Here is a 19,839-nt window from a genome sequence, read left to right on the forward strand (position 1 = left end):
TCCGCAGGAAGCGCGCCTACGCTCCGTGGTCGAAGACCACCTTGCCGAAAACCTCTCCGGCCGCCATGCGCTCGAAGCCTGCCCGCGCGTCCTCCAGCGGATGCACAGAGTCGATGACCGGACGCACGCCGGTTACCGCAAGGAACTGTGCGAGGCGTTCCAGCTCGTTCCGGGTCCCCATCGTGGAACCCAGGACACGCAGCTGCAGGAAAAACACACGGTTAAGGTCCGCTGACGGAGCGGGGCCGCTCGTAGCACCGCAGGTGACCACAGCGCCGCCCGGCTTCAGCGCTTTCAGGGAGTGCGCCCAGGTGGCTTCCCCAACGGAATCGAACACCACGTCCACCCGCTCCGGGAGGCGGACACCGGCGTCGAACACTTCGTGTGCGCCGAGCTTCCTCGCCCGGTCCTGTTTCCCGGCGCTGCGGCTGGTAACCCATACCCGGTAGCCCGCCGCGCGCGCCAGCGCGATGAGCGCGCTGGAAACCCCTCCCCCGGCGCCCTGTACGAGGATGGTCGAGCCCGGTGCTGCCGGCGACGTGGTGAACAGCATTCGGTACGCCGTCAGCCAGGAAGTCGGCAGGCATGCGGCCTCCTCGAAACTGAGATCCGCAGGTTTGGGTACGAGGTTCCGCTCCGGCACCCACACGAAGTCCGCCATGGTGCCCGGATAACTTTCCGACAGTAGTGAACGGCGGGGGTCAAGGGTCTCGTCGCCCTGCCAACCGGAAGCGGAAATGACACTGTGCACGACCACCTCGTTGCCGTCGTCGTCCACTCCCGCGCCGTCGCAGCCCAGAATCATGGGCAATTTGTCCTCGCCGAGGCCAATGCCGCGCAGTGACCAGAGATCGTGGTGGTTCAGGGCTGAGGCACGCACGCGGACCCTCCGGAAACCTGCCGGTGGCTCGGGTTCCGGGAGCTCACCCATCCGCAGGCCGTCGAGCGGGGATTGGGCGGACACTGACTCGGCATACACTGCGCGCATTCGGCGCTCCTTCGCTAGGGACCTGAGAGACGTTCCGCTCCATCCTAGGCAGGTGCTGCGGCGCATATGGGTTGCAACGAGCCGGTCTGCACGTTTAGGTTCGTGCCGCCTGCGTGTGGGAGAATGGAGGGCAGTCCGGACCCATGTGGTCGATCGGCAAAGCCACAACAGGCAACATAAGGAGGCAGCCATGAGCAAGCGTGCACGTAAGCGCCGTGATCGCAAGCGCGGCGGCGCTAACCACGGTAAGCGCCCCAACACCTGACATCACGGCCATAGCAAACAGAAAAGCCCCCGCACGCGTGCGGGGGCTTTTCTGTTTGCTATGGCCACACCGGCCGTCCGGCCTAATGATCCACTGTTTTGATCTGGCTGATGCGGTCGAGGATGCTGGCCTTCAGCTTCGCCGGTGCAACCTCCGTACAGGAGCGCTTCACCACTGACCGGATCAGGCATTCCAGATCGTGTTCCTGCGCGCATTCCGGGCAATCCTCGAGATGATCTTTGATCTCGACGAGGTCTGCATGCGAAAGGGCGCCGTCGAGGTATTCGTAGAGCCGCTCGATCCGCGTGTCATCGCAGTTGCCGAGGCTATGGCAGTCGCTCATTTTCCGCCCTCCTGTGTAGTTCCACCATCAGCGGTGGACGCGCGTACCGAACTACCCATGCCGCGCTCATGCGCATACTCGGACAGCGACTCGCGCAGGAGCTTGCGTCCTCGGTGCAGCCGTGACATGACGGTGCCGATCGGGGTGTTCATGATTTCTGAAATTTCCTTGTACGCGAAGCCTTCGACGTCCGAGAAGTAGACTGCCAGCCGGAACTCCTCCGGAATTGCCTGCAGGGCCTGCTTCACATCGGAGTCCGGAAGATGATCCAGCGCCTCCACCTCGGCCGAACGCAGACCGAGGGAGGTGTGCTCCGCTGCCTTCGCCAACTGCCAGTCCTCAATGGTGTCCGAGTGGGACTGCAGGGGTTCCCGCTGCCGCTTGCGGTACAGGTTGATATAGGTGTTGGTGAGGATGCGGTACAGCCACGCCTTCAGGTTGGTTCCCGGCTTGTACTGGTGGAACGCGGAGAATGCCTTGGTGTAGGCCTCCTGAACCAGGTCTTCCGCGTCTGCCGGATTACGGGCCATTCTCATGGCAGCCGAATACAGTTGGTCCACGTACTGCATGGCGTCCCGCTCGAACCTCGCCGTGCGATCAGCAACGGATTCGGTGGACAGGTCCAGTTCCTCGTCTTCGGCTGGGGTGGGCCCCGCCGCGGCTGTGGTATTCATTGCTGCAAAGTCTACGCGTCCGCGGGTTTGCCGGCGCTGCGCCGGACCGGCCGGCGCATCAATGTGGATGCGCGGGATGTGGCCCCGCACTGATGTTGCTGTGCCCATCTGCTCCTCGTATCCGTTTACTGCGTGTTCATGTATCTCCAACCATGGGCAGCAGGTGAATATTCCGGTGCACACGCCGCGGCCGGATCGCCTCGGTCCGCCAAAAGTGCAAAACTAGACACATTCATCCACGGTTGTAACTGACTTTGTTCGCCAAGTAGATCCGGTGCCGCCCACGGCGCTGGAAGCCAGGAGGCATTGTGACCCTTGTTCGCGTATTCGCCCGCCCATTGCTTGCCAGCAGCTTCGTCCTCACGGGCATTGACCGCCTCCGGAATACCGAGGCCACAGCTACTGCCCTTCGTCCCACCCTTGACCGCATCAACAAGGCGGTGCCCGCAACGGCCTCGGCAACGAGCAACGAACAGCGTGTCGCGAAGGTGCTCGGCGCTGCCCATCTCGGTGCGGCGGTTCTGTTGGGGATCGGGCGCTTTTCCCGCGTCTCTGCTCTGGTGCTGGTCGCCACGTCCACGCTGAACGCCGTTGTTGAGTTCAACAGCGCGGATTCGTCCACGTCCAAGGCCCGCAAGGACCGCCGCAACCAGCTCCTCAAGAACCTGTCGCTGATCGGTGCTGTGCTGCTCGCCGCCGTGGACACCAACGGCCGGCCGAGCTGGGCCTGGCGTGCAGAGCATTTCGCCGAGGATGCGCGCCGTAATGCCCTGGCCCTCAGCCATGACACCCGCAAGAGCATCAAGAAGGCGGAGAAAGCTGTACGCAAGACCGCTTCGGAAGTCACGGGCAGCTAAGGAGTATGAGCGCGCTGTCCGCCGCACCGTCCGCCACATCCTTTTGGCCGGCACCGCACGCAGCCGGTCCCGTTGATGCAACAGTGGAGGTCCCGGCGTCGAAGTCACTGACCAACCGGTACCTTATTCTCGCTGCGCTTGCGGACGGCCCGAGCAGGCTGCGCGCACCGTTACACTCGCGGGATTCCCTGTTGATGGTGGAAGCCCTTCGGTCGCTGGGTGCCACGGTGGAGGAGCTCGACGGCGACGGCACGTATGGCCCTGACTTGCTCGTTACGCCCATTCCGCCCGACGCGTCCGGGGATATGAGCGTGGACTGCGGGCTGGCCGGCACGGTCATGCGCTTTGTTCCTCCGCTAGCGGCGCTTCGTGCGGGGCGCACCTCGTTTGACGGTGACCCTCACGCCCGCAAACGCCCGATGGGCGCGGTCATCAGTGCTCTCCGCGAACTTGGAGTACAGCTCGAGAACGACGGCGGCTCCCTGCCCTTCACGGTCGCAGGAACCGGAGCGGTAGAGGGCGGCACGCTGGTGATAGACGCGAGCGCCTCGTCCCAGTTTGTCTCTGCGCTGCTGCTCGTTGGCGCCCGCTTCACGGAGGGCCTCAACCTGCAGCATGTAGGCAAGCCGGTGCCGAGCCTTGACCACATCGCCATGACGGTTGCAGTGCTGCGGGAGGCCGGCGTCGTCGTCGACGATTCCATTCCGAACTCGTGGCGGGTGGAGCCGGGAACCATCAGCGCGTTCGATGTGCGCATCGAGCCTGACCTCTCCAATGCCGGTCCGTTCCTCGCCGCTGCCCTCGCTACCGGCGGCACCGTGCGTGTGCCGCACTGGCCTTCGGACACCACTCAGGTCGGAGCGAAGTGGCTGACCATACTCCCCCTGCTGGGCGCCGAGGTTGAGCTGACCGATGACTCCACTCTGGTGGTCCGCGGCACCGGGACGATCACCGGCGCCGAGTTGGCCGACACCAGCGAGCTGGCGCCAACCGTCGCTGCGCTGTGCTCGCTCGCGCGGACACCGTCGGCATTGTCGGGCATTGGACACCTGCGCGGGCACGAGACTGACCGGCTCGCCGCCCTCGTCGCGGAGATTACCCGCCTTGGCGGTGATGTCGAGGAGACCGTTGACGGCCTGGTCATACGCCCGGCTCCGCTGCACGGCGGTCCTTTCCACACCTACGAGGATCATCGGATGGCCACGGCCGGCGCCATCCTGGGGCTCGCAGTGGACGGCGTGGAGATTGAGAACATTGCGACCACCGGCAAGACCATGCCCCAGTTCCCCGAGCTGTGGAAGGCACTCGCTGCCACCGCTGGTCCGAGCGGCTCTCGGTGACATCCGCCGGGTCGCGCCGCGGGACCGCTTCCTGGGATGAATCCGATGTTCGGATCCGGCCGAACAAGAAGGGTTCCCGGCCACGCACGAAGGACCGTCCGGCTCATGAAGATGCGGTGACCGGACGAATCATCACGGTGGACCGCGGACGCTATACCGCGGTTGTGGATGAGGACACCAACGCAGAGCGGGTTGTCATTGCCGCCCGGGCACGGGAACTCAGGCGGTCCCCCGTCGTCGCCGGAGATCTGGTGGCGCTGGTGGGAGATGTGAGCGGTGAACCGGACACTCTCGCCCGCCTGGTCCGGATCCAGGAAAGACGCACGCTGCTTCGCCGCAGCGCGGATGACACCGATCCCGTGGAACGCGCTGTGGTTGCCAACGCCGACCAGCTGGTGATCGTGGTTGCGGCCGCGAATCCGGAGCCGCGCACGGGGTTCATCGACCGCGCGCTGGTGGCCGCCTACGACGCCGGTATTCAGCCCCTCCTCTGTGTCACCAAAGCAGACCTGAAGGATCCGTCGGATCTGCTGGCGAATTACGAACATCTTGACCTGCTCATCATCACCAGCCAGACTGCGTCCACACCGGACGCAGTGGAAACCACATCCGCTACCGGCGCCTCAGCGCTCCTCGCGCCCGGCGCCGTCGAGCAGTTGAAGGAGCTTTTGGACGGCAAAGTGAGCGTACTGCTCGGTCACTCCGGCGTGGGCAAGTCGACGCTGGTGAACGCGCTCACCGGAGCCAATCGGGCGACGGGCGGAGTGAACGCGGTCACCGGGCGGGGGCGCCATACCTCCTCATCGGCTTATGCCCTCAAAGCTGCAGACTCAGCACCCGGTACGTGGATTATCGACACTCCGGGCATTCGTTCCTTCGGCCTTGCCCATGTCGAGGCCGACCGCATCCTCGCCGCCTTCCCGGATCTTGCACCCGGCACCGAGGACTGCGAGCGGGGCTGCCGCCACGATGCCGCCGCCGTCAACTGCGGACTGGACGGCTGGGTCGCGTCGGGCGCTGCCGGCGAATCCGGTCCGGTGCGCCTGTCTTCGCTGCGCCGGCTTCTCGGGGCGGGCATCGAACCTTCCAAGGGTGCCAAGGAGCTGGGGATGCAGTGAGTGATGTGACTACGGCGCCGATTGCCTGCTAGACTGAACGAAGTTGTTGTGTTGCGCACGAATGTTAAGCCTTGATTTCTCTCCGGAGTTCGAAAGCTTTTTTTGCAGGCGAAATGAACACCGCGACAGGAACCCCGAAGTACGGGGGGATCCTCACACTCAAGGAATAAAAAAATGGCAACAGGTACAGTCAAGTGGTTCAACGCTGAAAAGGGCTTTGGATTCATCGCTCCTGACGACGGCGGCGCTGACGTTTTCGCTCACTTCTCCGCAATCAACTCCGGCGGCTTCCGCTCGCTTGAGGAGAACCAGAAGGTCAGCTTCGAGACCACCCAGGGCCCCAAGGGCCCCCAGGCTGAGAACATCTCCGTTCTCTAAGTCTCCGTTCTCTAAGTTTCAGCGCTTCAAGATCTAGCGCTTCAAGAAAGGGGACATCGGCTTCGGCCGGTGTCCCCTTTCTTGCGTTTAACAGCACACCGTTCAATGACACCCGTTCCTGTGCGTGCGTGAACCGATCGTAGCCCAGCGCTGAGCGCGTCCGCATCGGGACCTCCCGCATCTGTGCACCCTGACCATATAGGTTGAAAGTATGAACCTCCAGAGCTACAACGATGACCTCCGCCTTGCCCATGTAATGGCCGACTCCGTAGACGACCAGACCATGTCCCGGTTCAAGGCGCTGGATCTGGCGGTCGAAACCAAGCCGGACTTCACCCCGGTCACGGATGCGGACAAATCGGCGGAAGAGGCTATCCGCGGGCAACTCTCGCGTGCGCGTCCGCGCGATGCCGTACTCGGTGAGGAGTACGGCAGCAGCGGCGCCGGCTCGCGGCGCTGGATCATCGATCCTATTGACGGAACCAAGAACTTCGTCCGGGGCGTACCGGTATGGGCTACCCTCATTGCATTGGTGGACGAGGGCCGGCCTGTCGTCGGTGTTGTGAGCGCCCCCGCGCTCGGAAAGCGTTGGTGGGCTGCAACGGGCACCGGTGCGTTCATGGGTAAGTCTCTCGCGGCAGCCAGCCGGCTCCGGGTTTCGAGCGTATCCCGGCTGGAAGACGCCTCGCTCTCCTACTCGAACCTGTCCGGCTGGAAAGAGCGCGGCAACTTTGACGAATTCGTATCGCTCACCGAATCCGTGTGGCGTACACGCGCCTACGGTGACTTCTGGTCCTACTGCCTTGTCGCCGAAGGCGCTGTGGACATCGCCTGCGAACCTGAGCTGAACCTGTATGACATGGCCGCGCTGGTACCCATCGTCACGGAAGCCGGCGGTCGCTTCACGTCACTCGAAGGCTCCGACGGACCCTTCGGAGGCAACGCGCTGGCAACCAACAGCACACTTCACAATGATGTCCTGAAGCGACTGAACCCCTCGCTGGACGATCTGCTTCAGGAAGGTACCGGCGTCTGACGTGGTCGCTTAACACCAACACGTAACACAAGGACCGGATATTCCCGGCCTGCTTTAGTCTGGATTCCTAGGTCACGAGTGCCAGCGTTAAACCCCGGTTTGCTGGCCGGCAACCCTCCTTCCGCGGCGGGGTGCCCCGGGTGACGACCTGGCCGGGCCAGAACGTGGTTCGGCAAGCGCGGGGCCTGGTGAAGCAGGTCCCCTGAACCTACGTGGGGTACCTCCTGTGAGCAACGCACTTCTTGAGAACGAACTCTCCGCTGCACCGCTGGCGTCCGTGATGGGCGCTGAGCTGCAGGCGCCGCTGGTGGACGGCACTGCCGTCCGTTACGTCAACCTGGACTATGCCGCTTCAACGCCGGCGCTGCAGCAGGTCAATGACTATGTGCAGAGCGTGCTTCCCTACTATGCGAGTGTGCACCGGGGCGCCGGGTACGCATCGCAAATCTCCACCTCGCTCTACGAGAATGCACGAAGGACTGTGCGGAACTTCGTCGGCGGCCGGGAAGATGATGCGGTCATCTTCACCCGCAACACCACCGATTCGCTGAACCTCCTGGCTGGATGCCTGCCGGAGGACGGTGAGGTCCTCTACCTCGACGTGGAACACCATGCCAATCTGCTGCCCTGGCTGCAGCTTCCCCATCGCGGGCTGGTCGCCGCGGGAACCATCGAGGAAACGCTCGCCGCTGTGGAAGAGGAATTGGCATCCGGAGGAATCAGCCTGCTTGCTGTAACCGGTGCGTCGAATGTCACCGGAGAAGTTCTGCCCATCGGCCGGTTCGCAGCGGCGGCTCATGCGCACGGCGCGCGGATCGTCGTCGACGCGGCTCAGCTCGCTCCCCACCGGCGGCTGGATCTGCTCCGCGACGGTATCGACTACGCGGCCTTCTCGGGCCACAAACTGTATGCGCCTTTCGGCGCGGGCGTCCTGGTCGGTAGAGGCGACTGGCTCGATTCCGGAAGGCCCCACCTCGCCGGAGGCGGCGCAGTGAAGACTGTGAAAGTGGACTCGGTGTCCTGGGCAACCGGTTCCGCGCGCCATGAGGGCGGGTCACCGAATGTGCTCGGTGCAGCCGCGCTGGCGAAGGCAACAGAGGCCATCGCTGGGTTGGATGAACCGGCCTGGCTTGCGCATGAATCAGAGCTGCGGGATGCCCTCGTGGAAGGGCTCTCCAACCTTCCCGGCATAGCAGTTCACCGCATCTTCGCTGACAGCACCGATGCGATCGGCGTAGTGAACTTCTCTGTCCACGGTTACGACGCCGGGCTGGTCGCCGCATATCTGTCCGCAGAACACGGGGTTGGACTGCGGGACGGGAAGTTTTGCGCTCATCCGCTGCTGAAGCGGCTGGGCCTGCCGTCAGGTTCGCTACGGGCGAGTTTCGGGCTCGGATCACGGCAGGACGACGTCGACAGGCTGTTGACCGGTTTGCGCTCGCTTCTTCGGGATGGACTGGGGACTGACTATGCGGTCGACGCCGGGCGCTGGGTGCCCGCGGTCGAGACCCGCCCTTTCCCTGACTGGGCTCCGCCCACGCCGGGAACTGCCGGCGCCGCGCCCTGCACAACCGACTGAGCGCTGCGACCGCACTTCCTCGGCGCGACGCCGCCTTCAACCGGGTGCTTTAATTGACGGGTTCCGTACCCGTCATGCGAGGAGTTCCCAACATGGGTGTTGGAGGTCCGCGCCTCGCCGAACACCGCCGTCGTGAATTGGCGCGGGGCTACCTGCAGGAAAGTGACCGCTACGAGCGCGTGCGTCCGGGCTACCCCCAAGACAGCGTGGACTGGCTCATACCCGCCGGAGCGTTGCGCGCAGCAGACGTTGGCGCCGGCACCGGCAAGTTCACCCGGGAGCTCATCCGCCGCTGCCCGGAGGTGACAGCTGTTGACCCATCCCTGGACATGCTTGCAGTCCTCGGACAACAACTCCCGCGCGTAGCCAGAGTGCAGGGAACTGCCGAGGCATCGGGACTCGCAACGGCGAGCGCTGATGTACTCACAATTGCCCAGGCCTGGCACTGGTGTGATCCTGCTGCGGCAAGCCAGGAGGCCGCACGTGTGTTGGCACCGGGGGGAAGATTCGCGCTCGTCTGGAATCAGCTGGACGTCAGCGTTGCCTGGGTACACCGGCTCTCCCGCATCATGCATGCCGGAGACGTTTTCCGGCCGAGCTACCGCCCTATGCTTGGTCCGCGCTTTTCGGAGCCGGAGTCTAGGGTCATTCCATGGACGCAGGTTCTTCCGGTCTCGGACATCGTGGAACTTGCGCGCTCCCGCACCTACTACCAGAACGCATCAGCCGGTGTGCGCACCAAGGTGGAAAACAATCTGTCGTGGTACCTGCACGATCACTTGGGGCACCAGCCGGACGCAGTCCTCGAGCTGCCGTACCTTACCTACTGCTGGCGGGCCGGCCGGCTTTAGCCCTCAGCGTCCGTCCCGTTCGTTTCCGGCCCGGAATCTGCACCCTCAGCCGGGTCCTGTGAGTGAGTGCCTGTGTCGGCGGGATTCTGAGCGCGATCCCCCTCTGCCGGCTGTTCAGAGTGCTCGCGCGGCACTTCCTCGTGTTGTGGTTCTTCGCTCATAACCCGACCTCCTTATAGTGGTCCCGCCGTGCCCTGCCGGCAACATACCGTTAGGCCCACCATGCCCTGTCGATTGCTCTCCTGTCGAGTGCCGTGGCTCCGGCTGCACAGGAGCAGTGGCGGCAGCAGCGTGATCGGGCTATATTTTCGGTATGCCGAAACTTCGGATTCAGGTACTCCTCATCCTGACAACGTTGGTGCTTGCAGGCTGTGGCACCCCACTTGTGGAGCGGACCAGTTCACACAAGGACCCGCGGCCTGTTGTACTGACCACCTTTTCCGTTCTCGCGGACCTCACACGCTCGGTGGCAGGTGAGCATATCCGGGTTGAATCGATCACCAAGATCGGAACCGAAATCCACGGCTACGACCCCACTCCCTCAGACCTCGTCAAGGCGCAGGACGCGGATCTCGTCCTTGACAACGGCCTGGGCCTGGAGCGCTGGTTCGAACGTTTCGTCCTGTCCATCGATGCGCCGCATGTGGTGCTTTCCGAAGGCGTGGAACCCGTTGACATCCGTTCCGGCGATTACCAGGGACTGCCCAACCCCCATGCCTGGATGTCCCCGAAGGCGGCGCAAACGTACGTAGACAACATTGTTACGGCACTGTCAGAGCTTGATCCCGCACATTCCGGAGACTACCAAGCCAACGGCGCCGGCTTGAAGCGGGAACTCCAGGGCATGCTGACCGCTCTGCAGAATGCGTTCAGCACTGGTGAGGCAACGCCGGCTCTGGTCACGTGTGAGGGGGCGTTCTCCTACCTCGCGCGGGACGCCGGAATCAAAGAAGCCTTCATCTGGCCTGTCAATTCCGACACCGAGGGAACCCCCCGGCAGATCAGCGACGTCATCTCCTTTGTTCAGGAGCACAACGTGCCCACAGTCTTCTGCGAGTCCACCGTCAATCCGTCCGCGCAGCAGCAGGTTGCACGAAGCACCGGCGCTGAATTGGCCGGTCCGCTCTATGTGGACTCGCTGTCGGAGGAGAACGGGCCGGTCCCCACGTTCCTCGACCTGCTCCAACACGACATCGACCTCATCATTGCAGGACTGACCCGATGACTCTGACAGCCAGCGAACAGCCGGCCATCGCCGTCGAAGGTTTGGGCGTCAACTACGGAGACGTGACTGCGCTCCACAGCGTGAGCTTCACCATCAACCGCGCCCAGATCTGCGGACTGATCGGGGTGAACGGCTCAGGAAAATCGACCCTCTTCAAGTGCCTCCTGGGGTTGGTGACGGCGCAACAGGGAACGCTCTCGCTCTTCGGCCGAACGTCCACGGCAGCCCGTAAAGGCAAGCTCGTCGCCTATGTTCCGCAGGCCGAGGACGTGGACTGGGACTTCCCTGTCTCCGTCGCCGATGTCGTCATGATGGGGCGGTACGCTCACATGGGTCCCCTGCGGCATCCCTCACGGACTGATCGCGCCGCGGTGGCCGAGGCACTGGAGCGGGTCGGGTTGACAGAGCTTCGCCACCGCCAGATCGGGGAACTCTCGGGCGGGCAGAAGAAGCGCGCCTTTGTTGCCCGCGGAATCGCCCAGGACGCCCGGCTCCTCCTCCTCGATGAACCATTCGCAGGCGTGGACAAGGGCAGCGAGGCCACCCTTGTGGAGCTCCTCCGCGAACTGAAGAATGAAGGCCGGACGGTGCTGGTGTCCACCCACGACCTCGCCGGCCTGCCCCGACTGTGCGACCGCGCAATCCTCCTGCACCAACGGATCCTTGCCGAAGGAACCCCCGAGGATGTGCTCACCCATGCCAACCTCGCGCGCGCGTTCGGGCCTGCAGGCACTCTTGACCCTGCGGTGGCGCCTACCCGGGCGGGAGCCTAGATGGATCCCATCGCGTTCCTCCTCGAACCGCTGCAATACGGGTTCCTGACCCGCGCCCTGCTGGTGACGCTGGCGGCTGCCGTAGTCGCCTCGGTTCTATCCTGCTGGCTCATCCTGATGGGCTGGTCCCTGATGGGTGATGCCGTTTCCCATGCGGTGCTGCCCGGGGTCGCGCTCGCCTACATCGTCGGTATTCCGTTCTCGATCGGCGCCTTCATTTTCGGTGCCGGTGCCGTTGCGCTGATCGGCGCTGTGAAGTCGACCACCAGGCTGAAGTCCGACACCGTGATCGGTGTGGTGTTCACCGCTCTTTTCGCCGTGGGACTGGCCATCATTTCGCGAACGCCCTCGCAAGTGGACCTTATGCACATCCTCTTCGGCAACGTTCTCGGGGTCACGGACGGTGAGCTGTGGCAGGTTCTGATCCTTGGTGCGTTGACCCTGGTGATCGTGCTGGTCAAGCGGCGGGATCTCACGCTGCTCGCCTTCGACCGCACGCATGCACACGTCATCGGGCTCAACACCAAGGCGCTGGCTGCGCTCCTGTTGGGATTGCTCGCCCTCAGCGTGGTGGTGGGGCTGCAGGCTGTCGGTATCATCCTCGTCGTGGCCATGCTGATCACGCCTGGCGCCACTGCTTTCTTGCTGACACGCAGTTTTGACCGGATGCTGATACTCGCTGTTCTGATCACTGCGACCGCCGCGGTCTCCGGCATCTACGCGAGCTACTACTTCGACATCTCAACCGGAGCCGCAGTTGTGCTTGCGCAGGCACTCGCGTTTTCAGTTGCCTACATCGCGGCGCCCCGGACTGGCCTCATCGCACAACTGAGACAGCGACGCCGGCGGGCCGGTTCACCGGCAAGGCAGGCTGTCTGACATGGCGTCGAAAGTGAGCACACCCGGCAGCGAATCCTCAAGTGTCCAAGACTATGTGAAGACCATCTACGCGCTCTCTGAGTGGCATGATGAGCCCGTGACATCATCGCGGCTCGCCGCCCGGCTGTCGGTTGCCAACTCGTCGGTCTCCGAAATGATCCGGAAGCTGGCCGAGCTCGGGCTGGTGAACCACACACCGTACCGGCCCGTCGAACTCACTGCTGACGGTCGCCGCCTGGCCCTGGCCATGGTTCGGCGGCACCGGCTGATCGAGACGTTCCTGGTACGCGATCTCGATTACCGCTGGGATGAAGTCCATGATGAGGCTGAACTGCTGGAGCATACTGTCTCCGATACCTTCATCGACCGGCTCGACGCCCGGTTGGGCTTCCCTTCCGTTGACCCGCACGGTGATCCGATTCCGACGGCTGCGGGGGCGATCACGCTTCCCGACGCATTACCCTTGGACAGCTTCGACGATGGCCACTCCGGACGGGTTACCCGGATCAGCGATGAGGACCCACAGCTCTTGAGGTTCCTGGCGGCCGAAGACATCGGTATTGGTTCTCCGGTGGAAGTGCTGGGCAGGACTCCCTTCGGCGGTCCGCTTCAGGCGCGCGTCGGCACCGGGACCGGTGCGCGGGACTTCAGCTTCGGTAAGGAACTCACCGGGGCCATCTGGGTCGAGTCAGTGGGCCGACACGCCGGCTGTAGCTTGGTGCCATGACCGCTCAACCGGATGCCCTTCCTGCACCTCTCGGCTGGAAGGTATGGACCGCCGTCGCCATGGGAGGCTTCGCAGGAACCGAGGCACGATATCTGCTCGGCCTGCTCTTTCCCGAGCCGCCCGGCGCATTCCCCTGGACCACGCTCGCGATCAATGCGGGTGGAAGTTTCCTGCTTGGCTGGCTGACCGAGCGCTGGGCAGGAACCCGCGGGCCGCGGGAGTTGCGGGCGGGGTTGGGGCCGGGCCTCCTTGGGTCATTCACAACCTTCTCCGCGGTTTCGCTTGCCGCGGTGATCGAGCCGGCGCTGATGGTGCCGTACGTCGGGTTGTCGCTCGCGCTCGGTGTATCGGCCGCTGCCGCCGGAATCATCGTGGGGCAGAGGCGGGCGCCATGATGACTGCGGCTCTGGTGGGCCTTGGAGGAATGGTCGGCGCGCTGCTCCGCTTCGCCGTCGACACAGCGTATGAAGCGCTCCGTGCACGACGGCGGCACCCGTCTTCGCTGGTGCCGCCCTTTCCCATGGGAACGCTGGTGGTCAACATTCTTGGATCGGGTGGAATCGGCATCCTTTGGGGACTGCTGCTGAACTCTGCACTCAGTAGCCCCGTCTACACCGCGCTCAGTGCGGGACTGGCCGGTGGGTTCACCACGTTCAGCACCTTCACTGTCGCGGCTGTTCTCCTGTGGCGGGGCAGGAGGCGGGTGGCCGCCGTCGTGCATGTGCTTGCAAACTCCGGCTGCGGGCTGGCCGCGGCCGCGCTGGGACTTCTGATCATCGGCACAATATGACGCGGGAAAACACAAGTACAAAGCTGGCTGACTAGACTGAAGTGGATCCGTGAACGCATCGAAAGGCGCTCCATGACCACGCTGGGAATCGAAGAAGAGTACCTCCTGCTCCATCCCGAATCGGGGTTGCCCGTCTTCAATGCAGCGGACGTCCAGGCACTTCTCGAATCCGGCGGCGCAGTCAGCGGCGAGGATATCCAACGCGAACTGCTGAGCTGCCAAATCGAAACCGCAACGCCGGTGTGCCATACGCTCACCGAAGCGGAGGAATCGCTGCTGAATTTCCGGCGGCAACTGGCGGCAGCGGCGCGGAAGTCAGGAGTTCGGGCCAGCGGATCGGCAACGGCTCCCCGCATCCAGGAGGGGTACCCCGAGCTCACTGATAAACAGCGCTACCACGAACTGAAATCGAGCGCCCGCGGGATCGTAGCGGACCAGTTCGTTAACGGGCTTCATGTGCACGTGTCCATCCCGGACAAGGAAACCGGTGTACAGGCGCTCAACCGGATCCGACCCTGGCTTCCCATCATCACTGCGTTGAGCACAAACTCTCCGTTCTGGCTTGACCGGGACAGCGGCTTCTCCAGCTGGCGGACGGTGCACTACCGTCGTTGGCCGGTACAGGGCATTCCGCCGATTTTCGCGGATGCTGCGGAGTACGAGCGCCGGATCGAACGCCTCGTGGATACCGGCGTCATCATCGACCGCGGGGTTCTCACCTGGGTTGCCCGGCTCTCCGACAGCTACCCCACCCTGGAGGTTCGCACAGCAGACGCACAGCTGGAGGCGCAGGACTCCGTGCTCATCGCCGGCCTGGTGCGCGGCCTCGTCAGCACAGCGGTCAGCGATGCCCTGAACGGCACGCCGTATCCGGATCCCGACGCCGAGTTGCTGGATGCGGCACAGTGGCAGGCCGCGCGCCAGGGGCTGAGCGACGTCGTCGTCAATCCACTGACCGGAAAGCTGACGCCCGTCCGTGAACAGATGGACCGCCTGCTCGAGTACGTCGGCACGGCACTGGAGGACGCGGGCGATTCCCACTGGATTGAAACCGGCCTCAAGACGGTGTGGGAGCGCGGTACCGGCGCTGTCCGCCAGCGCCGCGCAATGGAACAAAGCGGTGTCACCGGGCTGATTGACCTTTACACCGAGACGCTGATCGCCGAACGCTGAACGTTCAGTCGCCGATCACGCCCCTAATGGCGAAGCATTAGGGGCGTGTCCTGCCGAATCAACGCCGATCACGCAGTGCGGAGGATCCGCACTTCCCAGGGTCGAAGCTCAGGCGTGGGTTCGTCGCCGTAATTGCCGAGGATCAGTGTTCCGCCGCTGACCTGATCCGCTAGCTCTGCGTCGTCGGGGAGGCTCAGCGTGTCACCCGAGACGTTGCCGACAATGAGGAGCGACCCGCCGCCCAGCGTACGGGTGAAGGCGTAGAGGGTGGGATGGTCTTCAGCGAGCATCACAAACTCGCCGAGACGGACTACCTCGTCCTTGTGCCGGAGTTCGATGAGCTGCTGGTAGAACCGGAAGACCGATTGGTCGGCTGCGCGGTCCGTGTCCGCATTGACCGTCGGATAATTCGGGTTGACCGCAATCCAGGGCGTACCGCTTGTGAAGCCTGCCTGCTCCCCCGCCGTCCACTGCACGGGCGTGCGGGCATTGTCCCGGCTCATGATGCGCAGGTTTCGCAGCACTTCCGCCGGTTTGTGGCCCAACGGACCTGTGGCCTCATAGAAGTGGTTGATCGACTCGATGTCACGGAAATCCTCGACGCTCTCGAACGGAGCGTTGGTCATACCGATTTCCTCGCCCTGGTAGACATACGGCGTCCCGCGGTGCAGGTGAAGCAGCGCCGCCCACAGGGTGGCGGATTCGTAGCGAAAAGCCTCGTCATTGCCGAACCGGGAAACCAGGCGCGGTTGGTCGTGATTGTTCAGGTACAGGCTGTTCCAGCCTGTACCGGCCAGTCCCTTCTGCCAGCGGTTCCATGAGGTCTTGAGATCACGAAGGTCCAGTCCCTTGTAGTCCCACTTGCCGCCTGGCCCATGATCGAGGCCGACGTGCTCGAACTGGAAAACCATGTCGACCTCGCTGCGGGCAGGATCAGTGAAGAGCTTCGCCTCGTCGATGGTGACACCTGGCATCTCGCCGACCGTGATGAGCTCGGCTTTCCGCCCCTCGAAAACCTCGCGGTGCATTTCCTGCAGATAGTCGTGGATGCGGGGTCCGGACACGAAATACTGGGAGCCGTCGCCCCACAGTTTCCCGGGCTGCACCGGGCCGTCCGGCAGCGCAGGGTCCTTGGAGATGAAGTTGATGACGTCCATCCGGAAACCGTCCACTCCCCGGTCGACCCACCAGTTCATCATCTCGTAGACAGCCTGGCGTACCTCCGGGTTCTCCCAGTTCAGGTCCGGCTGCTCGGGTGCGAAGAGGTGCAAATAGTACTGGTTCGTGGCGGGATCCAGTGTCCAGGCCGGACCGCTGAACGCCGAGCCCCAATTGCTCGGCTCGGCGCCCTTCTCCCCCGTGTCAAAGCCCTCCCGTGCGTCCCGCCACCAGTACCAGTCCCGCTTGGGATTGTCGGTCGACGACGCCGATTCAACGAACCACGGGTGCTCGTTCGATGTGTGGTTTACTACGAGATCCATCACCAGCTTCATCCCGCGCCGGTGCACGCCCTCAAGGAGCTCGTCGAATTGCTCGAGCGTGCCGAAGGTCGGGTCGATTCGGCGGTAATCGCTGATGTCATAACCGTTGTCGTGCTGCGGCGAGGAGTAGATCGGGGAAAGCCACAGGACGTCCACGCCGAGTTCCGCGAGATGGTCGAGTTTGCTGATGATCCCGCCAAGGTCCCCGATTCCGTCTCCGTTGGAGTCGGCGAAGCTGCGGGGGTACACCTGATAGACGACGGCGCCGGTCCACCAGGCGGGTTCGGTTTCAGGACTGTTGGTGGTGCTCATTTGGTTGATCCTCTCATCACACCGGAGATAACCCATCGCTGTGCGAAAAGGTACACCAGAAGCAGTGGCGCCATGGCCATCAGGTAGGAAGCGAACGCAACGGAATAGTTGGTGTTGAACTGGCCCTGGAAGACGTACTGGGCCAGCGGCAGGGTTTGAGCCGACGGGTCGGAAAGAATGACCAACGGCAGCATGAAGTCGTTCCAGGCCCACAGGCAGGTGAGAATTCCGACCGTGGCGTTCATCGGACCAAGAAGCGGAAAGATGACCTTCCAGAAGACCGTCCAGGTGCTGGCGCCGTCGGTGATCGCCGCTTCCTCGAGCTCCATCGGGATGGACCGAATGTACGCGACGTAGACGAAGATATTGAAGGAGAGGCCGTACACCGTATAAAGCAGGATCAGGCCGAGCTGATTGTCCAGCCCGAGCAGCGCAGTCTCCTTCACGACGGGAAGCATGATAATCGGGAAGGGTACAAAGAGCGCTGCGATGAAGTAGAAGTACAGCCCCTTGAAGAGCTTCCGGTGCATGTTGCGGGCAATCGAATAGGCCACCATGGAGTTGGTGAGTAGGGTCAGCAGCACTGCCCCCACCGTGATCAGCGCGCTGTTCATCAGCGCATGCGGGAAGTCGGTGAGGGTCCAGGCTTCGGCGAAGTTGCTCCAGGCCGGAGTGCCGGGCAACCCGAATCCGGAACCGCCCAGCTCATCGGGAGTCTTCAGGGCCGTCACCACCGTGAAATAGAGCGGAATGAAGATCGTCAGCGAGAGCACGGAAACCAGCGCGGTCAGCCACCAGTTGATCTGACGCCGATCGGGACGGTGGACGCGTGAATCTCGGTCGTTATTCCCGAGGGCACTTCGCTCGGCGGAGTAGGCAGTTGCAGTCATTAGAACGAGGCCTCCCTACGCTGCAGGATGCGCAGCTGGATGAACGAGATAGCAATGATGACAAACAGGTAGATCACTGCGTTGGCGGTCTGGTATCCGTATTCGCCGCCCTGGAATCCACCCCGGTAGATGAGCACGGAAATCGACTCCGTGGAGGTGCCCGGTCCGCCTCCTGTCAGGGAGATGATCTGGTCGAAGACCTGCAGGAAGTTCTTCAGCGACAGGACCATGTTGATGGTGAAGAACGCACCGATCAGCGGGAAGGTGATGGTGCTGAACTGCTTCCAGGCCGAGGCGCCGTCAAGCGACGCCGCTTCGTAGAGCTCACCGGGAATGGTCTGGAGGCCGGCCAGGTAGATGATGATGTTGAAGGCCGCCGCCTGCCAGACCGAGAGGATGACGACACCGATCCACGCCGTATCCCCGCTGGCCAGGATGCTGCTCGTGAGCGCATTGATTCCGAGCGCTTCGGCGATGGCCGGCACGGAGTTGGAGAAAAGGTAGTTGAAGACATACCCGACGATCAGGATCGAGAGGATGTTCGGAATGAAGAAGATTCCGCGGAATCCCGTCTTGAACTTGATCCGGCTGTTCAACGCCATGGCCACCGACAGAGCGATGATGTTCACTGCGATGGTGGAGACGATGGCGAACAGGAAGGTGAATCCGTAGGCGTTCAGGATCCGTTCGTCACGGAACAAATTGATGTAGTTGCTGAGTCCGATGAAGGACCACTCGCCGTAGCCTGCGTAGTTGGTGAAGCTGTAGTAGATGCCGGTCAGCACCGGTACGGTGTGAAAAATCAGGAACAGCGCGAAGGCCGGCAGCACCATGATGTAGAAAGCGCGTGGCAGCTTCTTCGCGGGCCGGGACAGGGTGGGAACGCTCATGAGCGTGCCTCCTCACGGGTGATGGTGCGCTCGGCAATCTTGTCCCATTCGTTGTCCATCCTCGCGAGGAAGCTCTCGGTGTTTCCGCTGAGGATGAATTCCTGGAGGTAGGCGGGCAGTGGAAGGCTGGGCGGGATCTGGTGGTCGATGAATCCGATGATTCGGCCGCTCTCGAAGTACGGGGCCAATCCTTCGAGGGCGGGATCCGTGTTGGAGGGGCTTTCACTCAGCGGCGAGAACGTGCTTTGCGCTTCCGAATACCGTTCGACGATGTCAGGTGACATCATGAACTCGACGAAGCGGCGCGCTTCTTCCGGATGCTCAGTGTCCCGTCCAATTGAAAGTCCGACGTCGACACCTGAGACCACGACCGTGTCCTGCGGATCGTTGGTGGCCGGGTACGGAAACGTACCGACGTTGACGTCGGGGTTCGCGGCTCGGATGGGCGGTATGGCGTAGCTGCCCTGCAGGTACATGGCGGATTCCCCGTTGGCGAAGGCTGCGTTCCCTGCGTTGTAGTCCCGGCTGGGCGAGTTTTCCTGACTGTAGGAGAACAGTTTTGAAACCTTCTCCATGGCTTCTTCGTACTCAGCAGAGAATGAAGTCTCGTCCTGCCGCAGCGCATCGTAGAAACCCTCCGGTTGGAGGGCCCCGCCGAGGTTGACGAAGGCGGGGCTTACGGTCCACCCGTCCTTCAGCGTTGTGTAGAACGGGGTAACACCGTTTGCCTCGAACATGTCGGCGAGCGCCACCAGTTCATCCCACGTTCCCGGCACCTCGGCACCGTACTCCTCGAAGATGTCCTTGTTGTAGATGATCCCGCTTGCATTGTTCGCGAAGGGCAGCGCGTTGATCTCCGAGCCGTCGCAGCTTCCGAGCTCCTGCACGATGTCCTGCACCGCGGGAAGGACCGTCTGAGCAGAGGGCATGTCCGTCAGATCGGCGAAGACGCAGGCCTCGGCGAGCAGCCCATAGTTCCCGTTTGCGTTCAGCGTCAGCACGTCCGGGGTCTTGTTCTTGACCAGCAGCGTGCGAATTGCCGTGTCGGCGTCCGGGACGTGGTTCTGGACTACGTCGATATCGGGGTTGGCAGCTTCGAAATCGGCGATGATGTCCTCGAAGTTGCCCACCGCCTCGGGTTTGAACTGAAAGAAATCGAGGGTGACGACGTCGTCGTTCCCGCTGGCGGGAGTGCAGCCGGACAGCGTCAGCGCCGCCAGGGCCGCAGCCGCCGCCAGTTTCCTTCGTGTAGCGGAATGCTTCACGAATC

23 protein-coding genes and 1 riboswitch are annotated in these 19,839 nt (G+C 63.1%); of the genes, 15 read left to right on the plus strand and 8 right to left on the minus strand.

Translation table 11 applies throughout. From position 1 onward, the window contains the following. Positions 1 to 16 precede the first annotated feature (16 nt). Positions 17 to 988 (minus strand): zinc-binding dehydrogenase, encoded by a 972-nt coding sequence (locus tag AC1MBU_RS12325; protein ID WP_479787309.1) that lies wholly within the window; start codon positions 986 to 988, stop codon positions 17 to 19. 190 nt (positions 989 to 1,178) lie between these two features. Here AC1MBU_RS12325 and AC1MBU_RS12330 point away from each other — a divergent pair, with 190 nt between their 5' ends. After that, positions 1,179 to 1,253 carry a 50S ribosomal protein bL37 gene (locus AC1MBU_RS12330; protein ID WP_369299106.1) on the plus strand — a complete coding sequence of 25 codons (75 nt, stop codon included), beginning with the start codon at positions 1,179 to 1,181 and terminating at the stop codon, positions 1,251 to 1,253. Positions 1,254 to 1,335: 82 nt separating this feature from the next. Here AC1MBU_RS12330 and rsrA read toward each other — a convergent pair whose 3' ends face one another. Both rsrA and AC1MBU_RS12340 read right to left on the minus strand, forming a co-directional pair. Continuing rightward, positions 1,336 to 1,596, minus strand: coding sequence for a mycothiol system anti-sigma-R factor (gene rsrA / locus AC1MBU_RS12335; protein WP_056548021.1), 261 nt, complete (start codon positions 1,594 to 1,596; stop codon positions 1,336 to 1,338). After that, on the minus strand, positions 1,593 to 2,270 hold the full coding sequence (locus AC1MBU_RS12340; RefSeq protein WP_235563265.1) for a sigma-70 family RNA polymerase sigma factor: 678 nt from the start codon (positions 2,268 to 2,270) through the stop codon (positions 1,593 to 1,595). The genes rsrA and AC1MBU_RS12340 overlap by 4 nt, the downstream gene beginning before the upstream one ends. A gap of 308 nt (positions 2,271 to 2,578) precedes the next feature. On the opposite strand from AC1MBU_RS12340, the gene AC1MBU_RS12345 reads away from it, so the two are divergent. From AC1MBU_RS12345 to AC1MBU_RS12375, 7 genes are all read left to right on the plus strand, one after another. Further along, positions 2,579 to 3,127 (plus strand): DoxX family protein, encoded by a 549-nt coding sequence (locus AC1MBU_RS12345; protein WP_479787310.1) that lies wholly within the window; start codon positions 2,579 to 2,581, stop codon positions 3,125 to 3,127. Positions 3,128 to 3,132: 5 nt separating this feature from the next. Next, the gene (aroA, locus tag AC1MBU_RS12350) at positions 3,133 to 4,467 is read left to right on the plus strand and encodes a 3-phosphoshikimate 1-carboxyvinyltransferase (protein WP_479787311.1); all 1,335 of its coding nucleotides are present in this window, start codon (positions 3,133 to 3,135) and stop codon (positions 4,465 to 4,467) included. Then, positions 4,464 to 5,585: a ribosome small subunit-dependent GTPase A gene (rsgA, locus tag AC1MBU_RS12355; RefSeq protein ID WP_479787313.1), complete on the plus strand. Its 1,122-nt coding sequence runs from the start codon at positions 4,464 to 4,466 to the stop codon at positions 5,583 to 5,585. Before aroA ends, rsgA begins: the two co-directional genes overlap by 4 nt. Positions 5,586 to 5,759: 174 nt before the next feature. Next, complete coding sequence (locus AC1MBU_RS12360) at positions 5,760 to 5,963, plus strand: cold-shock protein (protein WP_026545912.1); 204 nt, start codon at positions 5,760 to 5,762, stop codon at positions 5,961 to 5,963. A gap of 211 nt (positions 5,964 to 6,174) precedes the next feature. Then, positions 6,175 to 6,999, plus strand: a complete 825-nt coding sequence (gene hisN, locus AC1MBU_RS12365; protein ID WP_056548009.1) for a histidinol-phosphatase — start codon at positions 6,175 to 6,177, stop codon at positions 6,997 to 6,999. Between the two features lie 70 nt (positions 7,000 to 7,069). Continuing rightward, positions 7,070 to 7,184, plus strand: a riboswitch (SAM riboswitch). A gap of 95 nt (positions 7,185 to 7,279) precedes the next feature. Then, positions 7,280 to 8,578 (plus strand): aminotransferase class V-fold PLP-dependent enzyme, encoded by a 1,299-nt coding sequence (locus AC1MBU_RS12370; RefSeq protein WP_346028412.1) that lies wholly within the window; start codon positions 7,280 to 7,282, stop codon positions 8,576 to 8,578. A 92-nt stretch (positions 8,579 to 8,670) separates the two neighbouring features. After that, positions 8,671 to 9,429 (plus strand): class I SAM-dependent methyltransferase, encoded by a 759-nt coding sequence (locus AC1MBU_RS12375; RefSeq protein ID WP_277357889.1) that lies wholly within the window; start codon positions 8,671 to 8,673, stop codon positions 9,427 to 9,429. Here the strand turns inward: AC1MBU_RS12375 and AC1MBU_RS12380 are convergent. Then, positions 9,426 to 9,590, minus strand: coding sequence for a hypothetical protein (locus AC1MBU_RS12380; RefSeq protein ID WP_200954787.1), 165 nt, complete (start codon positions 9,588 to 9,590; stop codon positions 9,426 to 9,428). The genes AC1MBU_RS12375 and AC1MBU_RS12380 overlap by 4 nt on opposite strands. Before the next feature lie 152 nt (positions 9,591 to 9,742). On the opposite strand from AC1MBU_RS12380, the gene AC1MBU_RS12385 reads away from it, so the two are divergent. From AC1MBU_RS12385 to AC1MBU_RS12415, 7 genes are all read left to right on the plus strand, one after another. Continuing rightward, positions 9,743 to 10,654 (plus strand): metal ABC transporter substrate-binding protein, encoded by a 912-nt coding sequence (locus tag AC1MBU_RS12385; RefSeq protein ID WP_479787315.1) that lies wholly within the window; start codon positions 9,743 to 9,745, stop codon positions 10,652 to 10,654. After that, positions 10,651 to 11,427, plus strand: coding sequence for a metal ABC transporter ATP-binding protein (locus AC1MBU_RS12390; RefSeq protein ID WP_479787316.1), 777 nt, complete (start codon positions 10,651 to 10,653; stop codon positions 11,425 to 11,427). Before AC1MBU_RS12385 ends, AC1MBU_RS12390 begins: the two co-directional genes overlap by 4 nt. Then, positions 11,428 to 12,306 carry a metal ABC transporter permease gene (locus tag AC1MBU_RS12395; protein WP_479787317.1) on the plus strand — a complete coding sequence of 293 codons (879 nt, stop codon included), beginning with the start codon at positions 11,428 to 11,430 and terminating at the stop codon, positions 12,304 to 12,306. It abuts the gene before it with no gap. A gap of 1 nt (position 12,307) precedes the next feature. Beyond that, a complete protein-coding gene (locus AC1MBU_RS12400) occupies positions 12,308 to 13,033 on the plus strand; it encodes a metal-dependent transcriptional regulator (RefSeq protein ID WP_471671869.1) in 726 nt (241 codons plus the stop codon). Further along, a complete protein-coding gene (locus tag AC1MBU_RS12405) occupies positions 13,030 to 13,428 on the plus strand; it encodes a fluoride efflux transporter FluC (RefSeq protein ID WP_346028088.1) in 399 nt (132 codons plus the stop codon). Before AC1MBU_RS12400 ends, AC1MBU_RS12405 begins: the two co-directional genes overlap by 4 nt. After that, the gene (locus tag AC1MBU_RS12410) at positions 13,425 to 13,823 is read left to right on the plus strand and encodes a fluoride efflux transporter FluC (protein ID WP_479787319.1); all 399 of its coding nucleotides are present in this window, start codon (positions 13,425 to 13,427) and stop codon (positions 13,821 to 13,823) included. The genes AC1MBU_RS12405 and AC1MBU_RS12410 overlap by 4 nt, the downstream gene beginning before the upstream one ends. 72 nt (positions 13,824 to 13,895) lie before the next feature. Beyond that, the gene (locus AC1MBU_RS12415; RefSeq protein WP_479787321.1) at positions 13,896 to 14,996 is read left to right on the plus strand and encodes a carboxylate-amine ligase; all 1,101 of its coding nucleotides are present in this window, start codon (positions 13,896 to 13,898) and stop codon (positions 14,994 to 14,996) included. A 68-nt stretch (positions 14,997 to 15,064) separates the two neighbouring features. On the opposite strand, the gene AC1MBU_RS12420 is transcribed toward AC1MBU_RS12415, so the two are convergent. The 4 genes from AC1MBU_RS12420 to AC1MBU_RS12435 are packed head-to-tail and all read right to left on the minus strand — an operon-like array spanning position 15,065 to position 19,834. Next, positions 15,065 to 16,789, minus strand: a complete 1,725-nt coding sequence (locus AC1MBU_RS12420) for an alpha-glucosidase (protein ID WP_479787322.1) — start codon at positions 16,787 to 16,789, stop codon at positions 15,065 to 15,067. Then, on the minus strand, positions 16,786 to 17,679 hold the full coding sequence (locus tag AC1MBU_RS12425; RefSeq protein ID WP_479787323.1) for a carbohydrate ABC transporter permease: 894 nt from the start codon (positions 17,677 to 17,679) through the stop codon (positions 16,786 to 16,788). Before AC1MBU_RS12425 ends, AC1MBU_RS12420 begins: the two co-directional genes overlap by 4 nt. Next, complete coding sequence (locus AC1MBU_RS12430) at positions 17,679 to 18,569, minus strand: carbohydrate ABC transporter permease (RefSeq protein ID WP_277357899.1); 891 nt, start codon at positions 18,567 to 18,569, stop codon at positions 17,679 to 17,681. Before AC1MBU_RS12430 ends, AC1MBU_RS12425 begins: the two co-directional genes overlap by 1 nt. After that, positions 18,566 to 19,834 (minus strand): ABC transporter substrate-binding protein, encoded by a 1,269-nt coding sequence (locus AC1MBU_RS12435; protein ID WP_479787324.1) that lies wholly within the window; start codon positions 19,832 to 19,834, stop codon positions 18,566 to 18,568. The genes AC1MBU_RS12430 and AC1MBU_RS12435 overlap by 4 nt, the downstream gene beginning before the upstream one ends. Between the last annotated feature and the right edge of the window lie 5 nt (positions 19,835 to 19,839).

The organism is Arthrobacter sp. PTI12 (genome assembly GCF_056679915.1).

Coding starts and splice junctions, on each gene's coding strand:
- hisN (WP_056548009.1), top strand. CDS start 6,175: ATGAACCTCCAGAGCTACAACGATGACCTCCGCCTTGCCCATGTAATG.
- AC1MBU_RS12420 (WP_479787322.1), bottom strand. CDS start 16,789: ATGAGCACCACCAACAGTCCTGAAACCGAACCCGCCTGGTGGACCGGC.
- AC1MBU_RS12370 (WP_346028412.1), top strand. CDS start 7,280: ATGGGCGCTGAGCTGCAGGCGCCGCTGGTGGACGGCACTGCCGTCCGT.
- AC1MBU_RS12400 (WP_471671869.1), top strand. CDS start 12,308: ATGGCGTCGAAAGTGAGCACACCCGGCAGCGAATCCTCAAGTGTCCAA.
- AC1MBU_RS12360 (WP_026545912.1), top strand. CDS start 5,760: ATGGCAACAGGTACAGTCAAGTGGTTCAACGCTGAAAAGGGCTTTGGA.
- AC1MBU_RS12375 (WP_277357889.1), top strand. CDS start 8,671: ATGGGTGTTGGAGGTCCGCGCCTCGCCGAACACCGCCGTCGTGAATTG.
- AC1MBU_RS12380 (WP_200954787.1), bottom strand. CDS start 9,590: ATGAGCGAAGAACCACAACACGAGGAAGTGCCGCGCGAGCACTCTGAA.
- AC1MBU_RS12425 (WP_479787323.1), bottom strand. CDS start 17,679: ATGACTGCAACTGCCTACTCCGCCGAGCGAAGTGCCCTCGGGAATAAC.
- aroA (WP_479787311.1), top strand. CDS start 3,133: ATGAGCGCGCTGTCCGCCGCACCGTCCGCCACATCCTTTTGGCCGGCA.
- AC1MBU_RS12410 (WP_479787319.1), top strand. CDS start 13,425: ATGATGACTGCGGCTCTGGTGGGCCTTGGAGGAATGGTCGGCGCGCTG.
- AC1MBU_RS12395 (WP_479787317.1), top strand. CDS start 11,428: ATGGATCCCATCGCGTTCCTCCTCGAACCGCTGCAATACGGGTTCCTG.
- AC1MBU_RS12385 (WP_479787315.1), top strand. CDS start 9,743: ATGCCGAAACTTCGGATTCAGGTACTCCTCATCCTGACAACGTTGGTG.
- AC1MBU_RS12415 (WP_479787321.1), top strand. CDS start 13,896: ATGACCACGCTGGGAATCGAAGAAGAGTACCTCCTGCTCCATCCCGAA.
- AC1MBU_RS12405 (WP_346028088.1), top strand. CDS start 13,030: ATGACCGCTCAACCGGATGCCCTTCCTGCACCTCTCGGCTGGAAGGTA.
- rsrA (WP_056548021.1), bottom strand. CDS start 1,596: ATGAGCGACTGCCATAGCCTCGGCAACTGCGATGACACGCGGATCGAG.
- AC1MBU_RS12340 (WP_235563265.1), bottom strand. CDS start 2,270: ATGAATACCACAGCCGCGGCGGGGCCCACCCCAGCCGAAGACGAGGAA.
- AC1MBU_RS12390 (WP_479787316.1), top strand. CDS start 10,651: ATGACTCTGACAGCCAGCGAACAGCCGGCCATCGCCGTCGAAGGTTTG.
- AC1MBU_RS12430 (WP_277357899.1), bottom strand. CDS start 18,569: ATGAGCGTTCCCACCCTGTCCCGGCCCGCGAAGAAGCTGCCACGCGCT.
- AC1MBU_RS12325 (WP_479787309.1), bottom strand. CDS start 988: ATGCGCGCAGTGTATGCCGAGTCAGTGTCCGCCCAATCCCCGCTCGAC.